This is a genomic window from Frankia sp. CcWB3 (assembly GCF_977927595.1).
In genome coordinates, this window is sequence record NZ_CDWRCK010000009.1 from 19,401 (window position 1) to 34,243 (window position 14,843).

Annotated in this window: 7 protein-coding genes and 1 pseudogene; 1 reads left to right on the forward strand and 7 read right to left on the reverse strand. The window is 70.0% G+C overall.

Annotation, left to right across the window (positions count from 1 at the left end):
• Positions 1-204 precede the first annotated feature (204 nt).
• From ACY5KJ_RS01645 to ACY5KJ_RS01675, 7 genes and pseudogenes are all read right to left on the reverse strand, one after another.
• Positions 205-858 (reverse strand): annotated as a pseudogene (locus ACY5KJ_RS01645) (PSP1 domain-containing protein); the annotation flags it as partial.
• 170 nt (positions 859-1,028) lie between these two features.
• Positions 1,029-2,273, reverse strand: a complete 1,245-nt coding sequence (locus ACY5KJ_RS01650; RefSeq protein ID WP_462185859.1) for a DNA polymerase III subunit delta' — start codon at positions 2,271-2,273, stop codon at positions 1,029-1,031.
• A gap of 57 nt (positions 2,274-2,330) precedes the next feature.
• Complete coding sequence (gene tmk / locus ACY5KJ_RS01655) at positions 2,331-4,514, reverse strand: dTMP kinase (protein WP_462202606.1); 2,184 nt, start codon at positions 4,512-4,514, stop codon at positions 2,331-2,333.
• A gap of 176 nt (positions 4,515-4,690) precedes the next feature.
• Positions 4,691-7,828 (reverse strand): type I DNA topoisomerase, encoded by a 3,138-nt coding sequence (topA, locus tag ACY5KJ_RS01660; RefSeq protein ID WP_462185860.1) that lies wholly within the window; start codon positions 7,826-7,828, stop codon positions 4,691-4,693.
• 457 nt (positions 7,829-8,285) lie between these two features.
• A complete protein-coding gene (locus tag ACY5KJ_RS01665) occupies positions 8,286-10,625 on the reverse strand; it encodes a sodium-translocating pyrophosphatase (RefSeq protein WP_462202608.1) in 2,340 nt (779 codons plus the stop codon).
• 517 nt (positions 10,626-11,142) lie between these two features.
• Positions 11,143-11,673, reverse strand: coding sequence for an ATP-binding protein (locus tag ACY5KJ_RS01670; RefSeq protein WP_462202610.1), 531 nt, complete (start codon positions 11,671-11,673; stop codon positions 11,143-11,145).
• 38 nt (positions 11,674-11,711) lie between these two features.
• Positions 11,712-12,053, reverse strand: a complete 342-nt coding sequence (locus ACY5KJ_RS01675; RefSeq protein WP_462185864.1) for an STAS domain-containing protein — start codon at positions 12,051-12,053, stop codon at positions 11,712-11,714.
• 349 nt (positions 12,054-12,402) lie between these two features.
• Here ACY5KJ_RS01675 and ACY5KJ_RS01680 point away from each other — a divergent pair, with 349 nt between their 5' ends.
• The gene (locus ACY5KJ_RS01680; RefSeq protein WP_462185865.1) at positions 12,403-14,820 is read left to right on the forward strand and encodes a DEAD/DEAH box helicase; all 2,418 of its coding nucleotides are present in this window, start codon (positions 12,403-12,405) and stop codon (positions 14,818-14,820) included.
• The last annotated feature ends 23 nt before the right edge of the window (positions 14,821-14,843 follow it).

The window sequence follows — 14,843 nt, forward strand, 5'->3', positions numbered from 1 at the left end:
GTAGAGGTGCTGTCCGGGGGGGGAGCATCCCGCTGGGCCGCCGGGGTAGGCGGCGTCGTGGACCTGCCGGGAGGCGCAGGCATCCGCGCGGTCGCACGAGGTCCGGCCCCCGCCGTCGAGAACCACGACCACCTGCTGGCGCGGAACATCGTGCCGCACGACCCGGCCCGCACCGTGTGGGGTCGTCGCCCGGTCTCCGACCGCGGGCACGGCTTCGGCGAACTCCTCGTAGAGGGGATGTTCGTAACGCAGGCAGCACATCAGCCGGCCGCAGGACCCGCTGATGCGCATCGGATTGAGGGCGAGGTTCTGCTCCTTGGCCATCCGCAGGCTCACCGGCTCGAAGTCGTTGAGAAAAGTAGCGCAGCACAGGTCGCGGCCGCAGGAACCGATCCCGCCTTGAACCCGGGCGCTGTCGCGGGCGGACAGTTGCCGTAGCTGGACCCGTGCCGCCAGCGTCCGGTTGAGATCCCGTACCAGCTCACGGAAGTCGACGCGGCCCTCCGCGCTGAAGTAGACTGTGTAGCCGCCGGTGGCCATCACGTGGTCGACGTCGACAATCTTTATCGGCAGGTCATGCTCACGGGCTAGGCGACGGGCCGCGACGCGCGCCCGGGCGCGCCGGCGCCGGGAGACCTGCTCGCGCTGGATGTCGGACGCGTCGGCCATCCCGACGAGCACCGGCAGGTCGCCGATGTCGTCGCTGACCCACTGGGGCGCCCACATGCAGGTGGCGACCTCGGGGCCCTCCTCGCTGGGGACGAGCACCCGGTCGCCGACCCGGGGGCTGCAGGAACCAGGATCGGCATAGTAGAGCTTGCCTCGTGGGGAGAACGCCACCGCGCACATCATCGGCATCCGACCGGTCACCTCCCTGCGCCCGCCCGCCGGGTCCCGCCCGGGCGGACATGGTCGAACGGCATGTCCGCGTCGCGATCAGGATATGCCCGGCCTTCCGCCCAGACAGGCCATTACGCCGGTTCGTCCCCACCGCCGGTCGCGGGTCGCGGATTGCGGGTTGCCGGTCGTCAGGCGTCGCGTAGTGCGAGGGTGAGCGACTCCACCGCGAGCAGCGGGACGAGACCGGGATTCCTGGCCAGCGACGCCCGGGTCGTGAGGACGGCCTCCAGCCGGCGCAGTGTCTGTTCCGGAGTGGAGGCCGCGGCGTATCCGGCGGCCTCGACGCAGTGATCAGGATTGATCGCGTCGACGCCGGCGCCGAGCTGTTGGACCAGGACATCCCGGTACAGCCCCGCGAGGTCCACCAGGGCTCGGTCCAGTGCATCGAGGACGGTGCGGCGACCTCGGCTCTTCTGGGTTCGCTCCAGCTCCTTGAGCGCCCTCGCGGCACCCCGCACCACCATCGTCCGGCCCTTGGCCCCCGCCTTCGGGGCCCGCGCGGACCTGGACTTCCCGCCGACCGCCGTGGCACCGACGCCGAGTGCGGTCTTCAGCGCCTCGGTCTCCACCTCGTCGCGTTCCGCATTCGAGGCCTCCGCGTCGGCGTTCGCCGCGTTCACCAGATCGGCCGCCGCGGCCAGGCAGCCACCGACCTGGCCGAGCCGGGCCGGGATACGCAACACCGCCGCCCGGTTGGCCCGGACCCGCTCATCCGTGGCGAGCCGGCGCGCCAGGGCCAGATGGCCCTGGGAAGCTCGCGCCGCCGTCTCGGCGACCTGCTCGTCGATTCCCTCGCGAACCAGCGCGTCGCGGACGTCCGCGGCCGAGGGCAGCCGTAGCGCGACCGTCCGGCAGCGGGAACGGATGGTGGGCAGCACGTCCTCCACGGAGGGGGCGCAGAGCAGGAACACCGCCCGATCCGCCGGCTCCTCGAGGGCCTTGAGCAGGGCGTTCGCCGCGGCCTCGGTGAGCCGGTCCGCATCGGTGATCAGCAGGATGCGCCAGCGGCCGGCCGTCGGGGCGCTGGCAGCGTCGCGTACCAGCGCGCGCACGTCCTTCACGCCGAGCGAGAGCCCCTCCGGCTGCACGGTTCGCAGATCGGTGGCCGTGTCGGTGAGCACGGTGTGGCAGCCGGTGCACTCGCCGCAGCCCGGCGGCTCGTTCTCGCAGGTGAGGCTTGCGGCGAAGGCACGCGCCGCGTCCTGGTGACCTGCCCCGGCGGGTCCGGTGAACAGCCACGAGTGCGTCATCCCGGCACGGGCAGCGGCCGGCGCGCCGCCTCCACTCGCGAGCCCGGCACTCGCGGCGGACGCCGCGGCGCTCAGCATCGCGACCACCGCGTCCTGCCCGACGAGCGTCTCCCAGATCGTCACTGGGCCATCATCCCCAAGCCGCATCGGTCCGGAGCGCGTCGGTCCGGAGCGCGTCGGTCAGAGCACACCGAGCGGGACGGCCAGCCGATCGATGCGGCTGGCCATGAACGAGCGGATCTCGGCGTGGATCTCCTCCGGTGACCGCGTCGCGTCGAGCGGAAGATAACGATCGGGCTCCTTCTGCGCCAGCCGGCGGAACGCCTCGCGTACCCGGCCATGGAAGGTCGACTTCCCGGCGTCGTCCGCCTCGGCCGGGCCGTCCGGCGGCCCCGGCGGCGGACCGGGATACGCGGCCATCCGCATGCGGCGCAGGACGATCTCTGCCGGCAGATCCAACAGGACCGTGACGTCGGGAAGCAGCGCGTGCGTCGCCCACTGGGCGAGGACGGACAGCTCGTCGGTGCCGATGGCCCGGCTCACGCTCTGGAAGGCGATGAACGAGTCGACGTAACGATCGGTGATGACGATCGCTCCCCGGGCCAGCGCGGGTTCGATCACCCGCGCGACGTGTTCAGCGCGGTCCGCCGCGGTCAGCAGCGCCTCGGTCCGGGCGTGCAGCCGTACCGTCGGGTCGAGGAGCAGTTCCCGCAGGCCCGCTCCCAGCGCGGTGCCGCCGGATTCGGAGGTCACCACCACCTCCCGGCCGGAGGAGGCGAGCCACGTCCGCAGCAGCTCCACCTGGGTGCTCTTGCCGGCGCCATCGACGCCCTCGATCGCGATGAACAGGCCGGCGTGGCGGGGACGTACGGCCGCCGGCTGCCGGCCGCGCAGCGCGTTCCACAGCTCGGGCCAGACCGCGGCTCCGGTCGGGTCGTCCATCTGCCGATAGGCGAACAGGCCGACCGCGACGGCGAGCAGCCCGCCGGCGAGCAGGACCGCGGTGACGCCGTCCGCGCGGACGTTGATGTCGCCCCACAGATGGATCTCGTGCGAGCCGATGAGGCCAACGAGCCCGGGCGCGGCGGCGAGCACGAGCAGCAGGTCGATGCGGACCAGCGACTGCACCAGGGCGAAGGTGCGCCCCCGCAGCTCGTCGGAGACCTCGGCTTGGAGCAGGGTGTATCCGGTCACCCAGGCCACGCCGGCGAACGCCCCCACCGCGACCACGAGGATGCAGGCGATGACCAGGTTCGGGATGATCGCGACGATCACCAGGGTGATACCCGCCCCGGTCACGCAGACGCCGAACAGGCGAGTCCGACTGTAGTCGCCGAGCAGCCTGGGACCGGCGGCCATGCCGGCGGCGAGGCCGACGAACACCGCGCCGAAGAGCACCCCGTACGCGGAGTCGCCGCCGCCCAAGATCTCCACGTAGAGCCGGCCGAGGGCGATGACGCAGCCGGCGCCGGCGAACCCGCCCAGGATGCCCACGACGAGTCCGCGGACCAGTTTGTCCTGGCCGACGTAGCGCCATCCCTCGGTGATGGAGGCCAGGAACCCGGGCTCGGGGCCGGTCTCCGGCCGCGCGGCCCGTCCGATGCCCTTCAGTCCCCAGATCACGATTGCCGAGCCGAGGAACGTCGCCGCATTGAAGTACAACGCGAGGTCGAGCGAGGAGTCATGGAAGAACGACACGCTGGAGCCGAGCGTCCGTGAGATCGTCGCAAGCATCGTGAAGATCGTCGCGGCGATCGGGGCCGTGCCGTAAGTCATGATCAGGCTGAGGGTGTTGGCGGCTGCGAGCTGCTTCTTGGGGACCAGGTGCGGGACGCTTGCGTCCTTCGCCGGCGCCCACACCAGGGTGACCGCCTCCACCAGGAACGAGGCGATGAGCAGCCACTCGAGCGTTCCGATGATCGGGATCGACATGAACAGCCCGAACCGCATGACGTCCGTCACGACCATGGTCAGCCGGCGGTCTAGCCTGTCGGCGAGGGCACCGGCGAGTGGGCCCAGGATCAGGGCCGGCATCAACCGGACGATCAGCAGCGAGCCGATGGCGTACGCCTGCCCGGAGAAGCTCTCCTGGAGCTGGGTCACCAGTGCGGTGGTTGCCAGCAGACCCATCCAGTCACCCAGGCTGGACAGGCTGAGCTGAATCCACATCCGGCGGAACGCGGGGATCCGCAGGACGGCACGGATGTCGCTGTCGCCTCCGGCGGCGATGGCGGACGGCAGCGGCGGTGAGGGAACCGTCGTCACCGGATGCCTGCTCGGCGAGCGGTGGGCCCGCGGTCGCCGGACGGGCCGGGGTGGGCGCCGCCCGGCGTCCCGATGCCCGGCTGCATGGTCGGTGGCCACAGGGTCTCCTCCGGACGTCTCGACCGGGGTGGTGGACCTGCCGGTCACATCGGACGGCCCTGTGTCACCAGATGTGGACTCCAAGTCGCCGACAGTGAACGCCGTGACCTCGGAAACCACCCGGGGCGCGTCCGCTTCTCCAGGTTCTCCAGGGCTCCTACCGATCGGCAGCGCCATCAGTCCGTCCGGCGGGTGCCACTGGACGACGAGCTACCGGAGCCATCGGAGCCATCGCCGTCGTCCGTCACCGTCTGGGCGGTCTTGGACCTGGCGGTGCCGGTCTTCGCGGTGCCGGTCTTCGCCGTACCCGGCTTGGCCTTGGTGGTTTTCGGGCCGGTCTTCGCGGTGCCGGTGCCGGTCTTGGCGGTGCCGGCTTTCGCGGTGCCCCGGGCAGAACGCTTCGCGGTGGCCGGTCCGCGGGCCCGACGGTCTGCCAGCAGCTCCGCGGCACGCTCATCGGTGATCGTCTCGACCGTGTCACCCTTGCGCAGACTGGCGTTGGTCTCACCGTCGGTGACGTAGGGGCCGAACCGGCCATCCCGCACCACCATCGGCTTGCCGCTGGCCGGGTCGGTCCCGAGCTCTCGCAGCGGCGGGCTCTGCGCGGCCTGGCGCCGACCGCGGGCCTTGGGCTGGGAGAGCAGCACCAAGGCCTCGTCCAGGGTCACGGTGAACAACTGATCCTCGGATTCCAACGACCGACTTTCGGTGCCTTTCTTCACATATGGGCCATAGCGGCCATTCTGGGCGGTGACCTCCTCCCCGTCCTCCCCCGCACCCAGAATGCGCGGAAGGGTGAGCAACCGCACGGCGTCGTCGAGGGTCAGCGTCTCCAACGACATGCCACGCAGCAGACTGGACGTGCGCGGCGGGTCGGTGTCGGTGGTGACGTAGGGGCCGAAGCGACCCGCCTTCGCCGTGATGGTCGCCCCCGACGCCGGGTCGATTCCCAGCACCCGGTCGCCACTGGGCGCGGCCAGCAGCTCCAGCGCCTTGCCGACGGTGAGTTCGTCCGGTGCGAGATCGTCCGGCACGCTGGCACGGCGTTCCCCGTGCTGGACGTAGGGGCCGTAGCGGCCCACCCGGACGACCAGCAGGGTGCCGTCGTCGGTCTCGCCGAGGGGGATCGAGTTCACCTCGCGGGCGTCGATCTCTCCGAGCCGCTTATTGACCAGATGCTTCAGTCCGTCGGCGGCCGGGTCGGTGCCGTCGCCGGTTCCGAAGTAGAAGCGGGTCAACCAGTCGGTCGGGGCGGCCGTGCCGGCGGCGATGTCGTCGAGGTCGTCCTCCATCGTCGCGGTGAACCGGTAGTCGACCAGCCGGGTGAAGTGGTCCTCCAACAGGCCGACGACAGCGAACGCGACGAAGCTCGGCACCAGGGCCGAGCCCTTCTTCCACACGTAGCCGCGGTCCTGGATGGTGCCGATGATCGAGGCGTAGGTGGACGGCCGACCGATCCCGAGCTCCTCGAGCGTCTTGACCAGGCTGGCCTCGGTGAAGCGCGCCGGCGGGCTGGTGGTGTGCCCGCGGGGGGTCAGCGAGCGGGTGGTCAGTGGGTCGCCTTGGCGTACGTCCGGCAGCCGCCGCTCCCGGTCCTCCAGCTCCGCGTCTGGATCGTCGGCGCCCTCGACGTAGGCGCGCAGGAAGCCGGGGAAGGTGATGACCTTCCCCGATGCCGAGAACTCGGCGTCCTCCCCGGCGGACGAGGTCGCGCCGAGCCGGATCGTGGCGCTCGTGCCGCGGGCGTCCGCCATCTGGCTGGCCACCGTCCGCTGCCAGATCAGTTCGTAGAGCCGGTAGGAGTCGACGTCGAGCTCGCCACGAACCTCACCCGGGGTCCGGAAGTGGTCCCCGGCGGGTCGGATGGCCTCGTGGGCCTCCTGCGCGTTCTTGACCTTCTTGGCGTACGTGCGGGGGCGTGCCGGCACGTACTCCGGCCCGTACAGGCTCGCCGCCTGCGCGCGGGCCGCGGTCAGGGCGGTCTCGGACAGGTTCGTCGAGTCCGTCCGCATGTAGGTGATGTAGCCGTTCTCGTACAGCCGCTGCGCCACCTGCATCGTGCGCTGGCTGGAGAAACGCAGTTTACGGCCGGCCTCCTGCTGCAACGTCGAGGTCATGAAGGGCGGGTACGGCGAACGGCGGTAGGGCTTGGTCTCCACCGAGCGCACCGTGAATGCGGCGTCGGCGAGCCGCTCGGCCAGCGACCGGGCGGCGGCCTCGTCCAGCCGCGTCACCCCGGAGGAGACGAGTTGCCCCGTCGGGGAGAAGTCACGGCCCGTCGCGATCCGGTTGCCGTGCAGGGCGACCAGGGTCGCCGGGAGCGGGGCCTTCTCGACCCCGTCGCCGCGGGCGGATCCGGTGCCGGGTCCGCCCGGCCCGGACCCCGGTGTGCCGTCCGCGTCCGACCACGCCTGGCGGGCGACGGTCGTCCCGAACAGGCCCTCGATGTTCCAGTACTCTGCCGAGCGGAACCGCATCCGGGCACGTTCCCGCTCCACCAGGATGCGGGTCGCCACGCTCTGGACCCGGCCCGCCGACAGCCTCGGCATGACCTTCTTCCACAGTACGGGAGAGACTTCGTAGCCGTAGAGGCGGTCCAGGATGCGACGCGTTTCCTGAGCGTGGACCAGGTTCTTGTCGATCTCGCGCGGATTGTCGACGGCCCGCTGGATCGCCTGGGGGGTGATCTCGTGGAACACCATCCGCTTGACCGGCACCGTCGGCTTCAGCGTCTGGAGCAGATGCCAGGCGATGGCCTCGCCCTCGCGGTCCTCATCCGTCGCGAGGTAGAGCTCGCTGGCGTCTTTCACGAGCGCCTTGAGCTTGCTGACCTGCGGTTTCTTGTCCGGCGTCACGATGTAGAGCGGTTCGAAGTCGTTGTCGACGTCGACGCCGAGCCGAGCCCACGGCTTGCCCTTGTGCGCGGCCGGGACATCGGCGGCACTGCGCGGGAGGTCACGGATGTGCCCGATGCTGGATTCGACCTGCCACCCCGGACCGAGATAGCCGGCGATCGTCTTCGCCTTCGCCGGCGACTCCACGATCACCAGGCGGTTGCCCGGGCCCCGGCCGGAGCCGGTGGCGCGGCTGCCGTGGGCGCCGCTGGCCCCGCCTGAGCCGTTCTCCGAATGGCCAGTCCCCGTTCGCCCGTTCGCCGTCCTGCTGTTTGCCGTCCGGCTGGTGGCGCCGACGGGTACGTCGGCGGATGCCTCGCTCGAGCCGGTCTCCGGCGGGAGCCCGGCCTCGGTGGGCTCGGCGACCGGTGCGGATGACCGCGCGGTCGCCCGTGTCGTCGTCTTCGTGCGCGCTGGCACTTCTCTCCTCGGTGCGACGTGCTCGTTTTAGTGCTCTGTGGGGCGAAAGCGTAGGTTGCTTCTACGGAGCGTAGGTCTCGAACATGGCGGATGTTGCGGAGGCGGAGCGCGTTACTGGATCTGGCGGGGGCGGTACGGGTGTCCGGCGGACGGTGGTCGTGCGGGTGGCGGCCGTCGGAGTGAGAGCGGTGCCTCGCAGCACCGTACGCCGCCATTCCGTCTCGCGGATCCTCCCGTCCCGGTATGGCGACCGTAGCCCGACGCTCACCCACTGCTTCTCCGATCCGATGTGGGTGGCGCGGATGGTCCGCCGGCGCATCACCCGGCCCACGGGCGGTGCCGATCCCGCATCCCGAGGTTCCACCGGTTCCCGAGGTTCCATCGGTGCGAAACAGCGCCGCCGACCCGCGTGGCCTCGTGCGAGCCGCGGGGGTCGGCGGTGACGGAACGATGTGGGTCAGGCGTTGATCTTCTCGCTGAGGGTCGGTGTCGATTGTGTCATAGCGGGCACATCGTTGATCATTGAGCTCCGTCGCTTGGAGATGATGATCACGGCGGCGATGGCGGCGAGGGCGGCGAGGGCGACACCGATGCGCAGCCCCGTGTTCTCGTCCGCGCCCACCGAGTACTTCACGACTGTCGGAGCGATCAACAGGCTGACCAGATTCATCACCTTGAGCAGTGGGTTGATCGAAGGGCCGGCGGTGTCCTTGAATGGATCTCCCACGGTATCGCCGATCACCGTGGCCGCGTGGACCTCCGAACCCTTTCCGCCGTGGTTGCCGTCCTCGACCATCTTCTTCGCGTTATCCCAGGCCCCGCCGGCGTTCGCGAGGAACACGGCCATCAGCACGCCGGCGGCGATGGCGCCGCCGAGGAACGCGCCGAGCGGCGGGTATCCCAGGCCGAAACCGACCGCGATCGGGGCGAGAACCGCCAGCGTCCCCGGTGTAATCAGTTCACGGAGCGAATCGCGGGTGCAGATGTCGACGACCGTACTGTAATCCGGCTTCTCGTCGCCGGTCATGATTCCAGGCCTGGACCGGAACTGGTTGCGCACCTCCAGGACGACCCGCCCGGCCGCGCGGCCCACCGCATTGATCGCGAGCCCGGAGAACAGGAAGACCACGGATGCCCCTATGGTGAGCCCGACCAGCGCGTCGGGGTAGGCGATGTTCAGGCCGCCAACGATGCCCCGACCCGCCTCGGGCAGCGATCCGGCGTCGCGGAGAGCCGTCGTCACGGTGTCGGTGAACGAGCCGAACAGCGCGGAGGCGGCGAGCACCGCGGTGGCGATCGCGATGCCCTTCGTGATCGCCTTGGTGGTGTTGCCGACGGCGTCGAGCGAGGTGAGGATGGCTGCGCCCGCCTCGTCCATGTCGCCGGACATCTCGGCGATGCCCTGCGCGTTGTCGCTCACCGGCCCGAAGGTGTCCATCGAGACGATGACACCCACCGTCGTCAGCAGACCGGTCCCCGCCAGCGCCACCGCGAACAGCGCGATCGTGACGCTGCCGGAGCCGAGCAGGTAGGCGCCGAAGACCGCGGCACCGATGAGAAGCGAAGAATAGACCGCCGACTCCAGACCTACCCCGATTCCGGCGAGGATGTTGGTGGCCGGTCCGGTGAGCGACGCCTTTGCGATGTCCTGCACCGGCCGCCGGCCGGTCTCGGTGAAATACCCGGTGAGCAGCTGGATGGCGGCGGCGAGCACGATCCCGATCAGGACCGCGCCGATCGCGATCACTCGTGGATTGCCAGACTGGGTGCTCCCCTGCATCCCGGGGAAATCGGCGAAGCTCGCCGGGAGGTAGAGCAGCGAGACGGCGACGATGCCGACCGCGGACACCACCGCGGAGATGAAGAAACCCCGGTTGATGGCGGACATTCCGGTGCGGTCACCGGCCCGCGGCGACACCGCGAAGATTCCGATGACCGCGGTCACAACCCCGACCGCTGGGATGAGCAAGGGGAACACCAGGCCGCGTTCGCCGAACGCCTCGACCCCGAGAATCAGTGCCGCGACGAGCGTCACCGCATAGGATTCGAACAGGTCGGCGGCCATGCCGGCGCAGTCGCCGACGTTGTCGCCGACGTTGTCGGCGATCGTCGCGGCGTTGCGGGGATCATCCTCGGGAATCCCCTGTTCCACCTTGCCAACCAGGTCCGCCCCGACATCGGCGGCCTTGGTGAAGATCCCTCCGCCTACTCGCATGAACATCGCGAGCAGAGCGGCGCCGAATCCGAATCCCTCCAGGACCTGGGGGGCGGTGTCCCGGAAGACGAGGACCACAGCCGCCGCCCCCAGGAGCCCGAGACCGACGGTGAACATCCCCACCACCCCGCCGGTGCGGAAGGCGATGCGGACGGCGGCTCGTTCCCCTCGGGTCATGGCGGCGGCCGCGGTGCGGGTGTTGGCCCGGGTCGCCAGCGACATCCCGACGGATCCGACCAACGCGGAGAAGATCGCACCGACCACGAAGAAGATCGACCGACCGATCTTTGCTCCAGTGTTCTCGGCTGGCAGGAGCAGTAGTACGAAGGGGATGACGACGACGAATCCCGCGAGTGTGGTGAACTGCCGTCTGAGATAGGCTTCGGCGCCCTCCTGGACCGCCCGGCCGACCTCCACCATCCTCGGGGTGCCCGGACTCGCCGCCAATACCTCACGAACCAGATAACCGGCAACAAGCAATGCGAGGGCTGCGACTATCGCCACACCGGCGACCAGTCCGAGGGCTCTGCCGCTAAGGTCAATTCCAGCACCCTCGGCCTGTAGGGCTTGGATCGAGGACATGGCTCCTCCCGGTCTGCTCTGTGCGCCCTCCGTGAGGGTGCCGGTGCTCTTGGGCGCCCTCACGGCGGTCGCCACGGCATCGAGACGGTCACGGTCACGCGCCGCATCCGGCGACGCTTTGGGCGAGATCGGCCGATTCTTCCCATTTCTAGACATCTGACCGGTCTCGCGGGGAGCACCAAGGGAATCACGGATGGTTGGATCAGCCGTCCATGAGATGCGGCGGAGTCTATCCACACGTCTGTGACGTGCGCTCGTTTTTCGGTAGCGGCGGCCCGGGTCGCGTGCTCTCGGGTACCTCTCACCGCCCTGGCGATAATCCGGAAACGGGTCGATTCGGGAATATTCGGTGTAAAAAGATCACTTGTGCTATTGCTGACATGGCAGACTGGCGCCGTGGCTCCACCTCAATGTCAGGTTCTAGGTGCCCCGCCTTCGGAACCTGGCGCGGGGCACATGGCGGCACGGTCGGAGGCTGGAACAGTCGCCAGGCCCAGGCAGGGAGACCGGAGAGGTCCTACACCGCGGATTCGCAGGGATCCGATGTGGCGCCGGTGTGCCAGGTCATCGCGACAACCGTACCCACGCCGTCGGGGCCGCGCCTGATCTCGATCTCGTCGACGAGTCCCTCGATGAGGGCGAGTCCGAGCCCCGGTGGGAAACCGGAGTTGTCCTCCGAGAGATCGTCGTCCGCCGGTTCCGCCCAACCTGGCGGCTGAGTCGACTCGGATTCGAGTTCGAGCAGGGTGGTCGCGGTGACGAGGCCACCGTCCGGACCGGGGGCGACTTCGTCTCCGGTTCTACCGCAGTCGGCCACCGTGATGGTGAAGGAATCGGCGCCGTCGATGAGCGCGACATGCACCGGGGCCTGCGGCGCATGCTTGCGGTTGACGCGCACCGCTCGGGTGCATGCCTCCGTCACCGCAAGTTTGATCTCATCGGCCGCGCTGACCGGAACTCCTGCGCGCCGGCTGACCGCCGTCGCGATCATCCTGGCGGTACGAACGTGCCCGTTCAGGGCAGCGAACCGCAGCTCAACGGTGGGCATACGGCGGGCCTGCCTTTCGCGAAAGAGTGATGTCCGGCTCAGTCGCTCGCGGCAAGGGCTTCCTCGACGGAGGAGTGGATGGGGAAGACCTTGGTCAGGCCGGTGATCCGGAAAATCTTCAGGATGCGCTCCTGAGTGCAGACCAGACGCAGTGAACCCTCGTGCGCACGCACCCGCTTGAGCCCGCCGACGAGGACCCCGAGGCCCGTCGAATCGAGGAACTCGACGCCTTCCATGTCGACGACGAGGTGGTATGACCCCCCGGACACGAGATCGATGAGCTGCTCGCGAAGCTTCGGCGCGGTGTAGACGTCGATCTCGCCGCCCACCACCACGACCGTGTGGTTGCCTTCTTGGCGTGTCGTGAGGGACAGGTCCACGGATCCTCCTTGTGTGCCTCCGGCCGTCCCGTGCTTCGGGCGACCGACATCACGGCGCCATTACCCTCCCACGAGGAGGATCAATCCGGTGTGCCGCGACACAGATCGCGGGTCCGGTGTTGCGGCGTCGCCGGCTGATGACGTCTGATGAAATGTATCCCCGATCTTGGCGCTCGTGTGGGGGTCGACCGACTGCATCGGCGGTTTCGACGCAGCTGGTCCCGCGGGGACACTCTGTGGTCCGCCTGTCGTCTTGTCGTCGGCATCGCTGCCCGTAGCCACGCCGAGATGTTCCCCGGACCGGGATCCGGGATCCTCGGGCTCGGTCGGCCGGGGGCCCGAGAGGGCGATGCTCCGGGGGTTTGTCCGGCTGAAGGGCGCCGTGACCGCGTCGAGACGCATATCCTCGATCGTCGTGGGCTCGCCGGTGGATGTCGACGGTGCGGACACGGCCCTTGCCGGGCTGCGCCGCGACGTGCGACGAGCGCGGTGCATGACGCACATCGAGCGCGTCCCTGCCCGGGACGGCTGCCCGGCGCCATGGCCGGACTGGATCGATCCGGTCCTGCGGGGACGGTGGACGGCCGCCGGGATCGCGAGCCCCTGGAGCCACCAGGCGGCTGCCGCCGAGGCCGCGTACGCCGGGCGCAGCGTGGTGCTGGCGACCGGCACGGCCTCGGGCAAGTCGCTTGGCTATCTGATGCCGGTGCTGTCCCGGCTGCTCGCCGAGCCCGGTGCCCGGGCACTCTACCTGGCGCCCACGAAGGCGCTGGCCCACGACCAGCTTAGAGCCGTGCGGTCGCTGCGGCTCACCGGTATCCGGGCCGCCGCGTTCGACGGGGACACGCCGGCGGCCGAACGGGACTGGGTCCGGGCGCACGCCGGCCTGGTCCTGACCAACCCCGACATGCTCCACCGTGGCATCCTGCCCTTCCACCGGCGGTGGGCCCAGTTCCTGCGCGGCCTGCGTTACGTCGTCGTCGACGAGTGCCACGGCTACCGAGGGGTATTCGGCGCACACGTGGCCGCGGTGATCCGCCGGCTGCGGCGGATCTGCGCGCGCTACGGGACCGATCCGGTGTTCCTGCTCGCGTCCGCGACCGTCGCCGATCCCGGGGTCTTGGCCGCACGGCTCACCGGCGTGGAGGTCGAGGTGGTCGACGTCGACGGATCTCCGCGGGGGCCACTGGACTTCGTGCTCTACGAACCTCCGCTGCTCACGGCCGGGCAGAGCTCGCCGGACCGGGAGGACCCGACCTCCGCGCCCGGCCCGGGCGAGAACGGCGCCCCCGTCCGCCGGTCGGTGACCGCCGAGTCCGCGGATCTGCTGGCGGACCTCGTCGCGGACGGTGTGCGCACCCTGGTCTTCGTCCGCTCGCGACGGGCCGCCGAGGTGGTGGCGGTGACTGCCCGCCGCGAACTCGGTCGGATCGCTGCAGACCTCGTCGACCGGGTGGCGGCGTATCGGGCGGGCTACCTGCCGGAGGAGCGACGGGCCCTGGAGGAGGATCTCCGCTCGGGCGCCCTGCTCGGGGCGGCCGCGACGCCGGCACTCGAGCTCGGGGTGGACATCAGCGGGCTGGACGCCACCGTCACCGCCGGTTTTCCTGGCACGCTCGCCTCGCTCTGGCAGCAGGCCGGGCGCGCCGGGCGGGATGGCCGGCGATCGCTGGCCGTGTTGGTCGCCCGGGACGATCCGCTTGACACCTACCTGGTGCATCATCCCGAAGCCGTCTTCGGACGGCCGGTGGAGGCCAGCGTCTTCGACCCCGACAATCCCTACGTGCTCGCTCCGCACCTGGAGTGCGCCGCGGCCGAGTTGGCGCTGACCGAGGCGGATCTGGCGTTGTTCGGACCGACCGCTGCGTTCGCCGTCGACGACCTGGTCCGCCGAGGACGGCTGCGCCGCCGGCCCACGGGCTGGTTCTGGACGCAACGGGCCCGGCCGGATGTGGACATCCGAGGGGCGGGAGGACCACCGGTTCGCATCGTCGAAGCGCGGACCGGCCGGCTCCTGGGCACTGTGGACGCCGCGACCTCGCACACGACGGTGCACGCTGGTGCGGTCTATCTTCACCAGGGATCGAGCTTCGTGGTCGAGGACCTCGACCACGAAGAATCCGTCGCGTTCGTATGCGAGTCGACGCCGGAATGGACGACCACCGCGCGTGACCACACCGACATCAGGGTGGTGGAGTCGTCGCGATCCCGGGTGCTGCCCGAGGTGGAGGTGCACCTCGGCGTGGTCGAGGTCACCAGCCAGGTCGTCGGATACCAGCGGCGACTGATCGCGACGGGCGAGGTGCTCGGGCAGGAGCCTCTCGATCTGCCGCCGCGTCAGCTGCGAACCCGGGCCGTCTGGTACACGCTGTCCGACGACCTGCTTGCCCGAGCCGCGATCGAGCCGGCGGACGTCCCCGGCGCCGTCCACGCCGCCGAACACGCGGCGATCGGTCTGCTCCCGCTGTTCGCGACCTGTGACCGTTGGGACATCGGCGGTGTCTCGACCGCGCGCCATCCGGACACCGAACGCACCAGCGTCTTCGTCTACGACGGACACGCCGGCGGGGCGGGTTTCGCCGAACGGGGATTTCTCCGAATCGGTGCCTGGCTGGCTGCGACCCGGGACGCGATCGAAGCGTGTGAGTGCCCGGCGGGGTGCCCGTCGTGCGTCCAGTCGCCCAAATGCGGAAATGGCAATGAGCCGCTCGATAAGGCGGCTGCCTGGCGGCTCCTCGCCGCGGTGACCGCCATGGAGTCGAAATGAAATAACTTGGGCGTTTCGAACCC

Bases quoted from the DNA above. Each gene is read 5' to 3' on its own strand.
- ACY5KJ_RS01665 (WP_462202608.1), bottom strand. From the start codon at position 10,625: ATGTCCTCGATCCAAGCCCTACAGGCCGAGGGTGCTGGAATTGACCTT.
- ACY5KJ_RS01680 (WP_462185865.1), top strand. From the start codon at position 12,403: ATGCTCCGGGGGTTTGTCCGGCTGAAGGGCGCCGTGACCGCGTCGAGA.
- ACY5KJ_RS01670 (WP_462202610.1), bottom strand. From the start codon at position 11,673: ATGCCCACCGTTGAGCTGCGGTTCGCTGCCCTGAACGGGCACGTTCGT.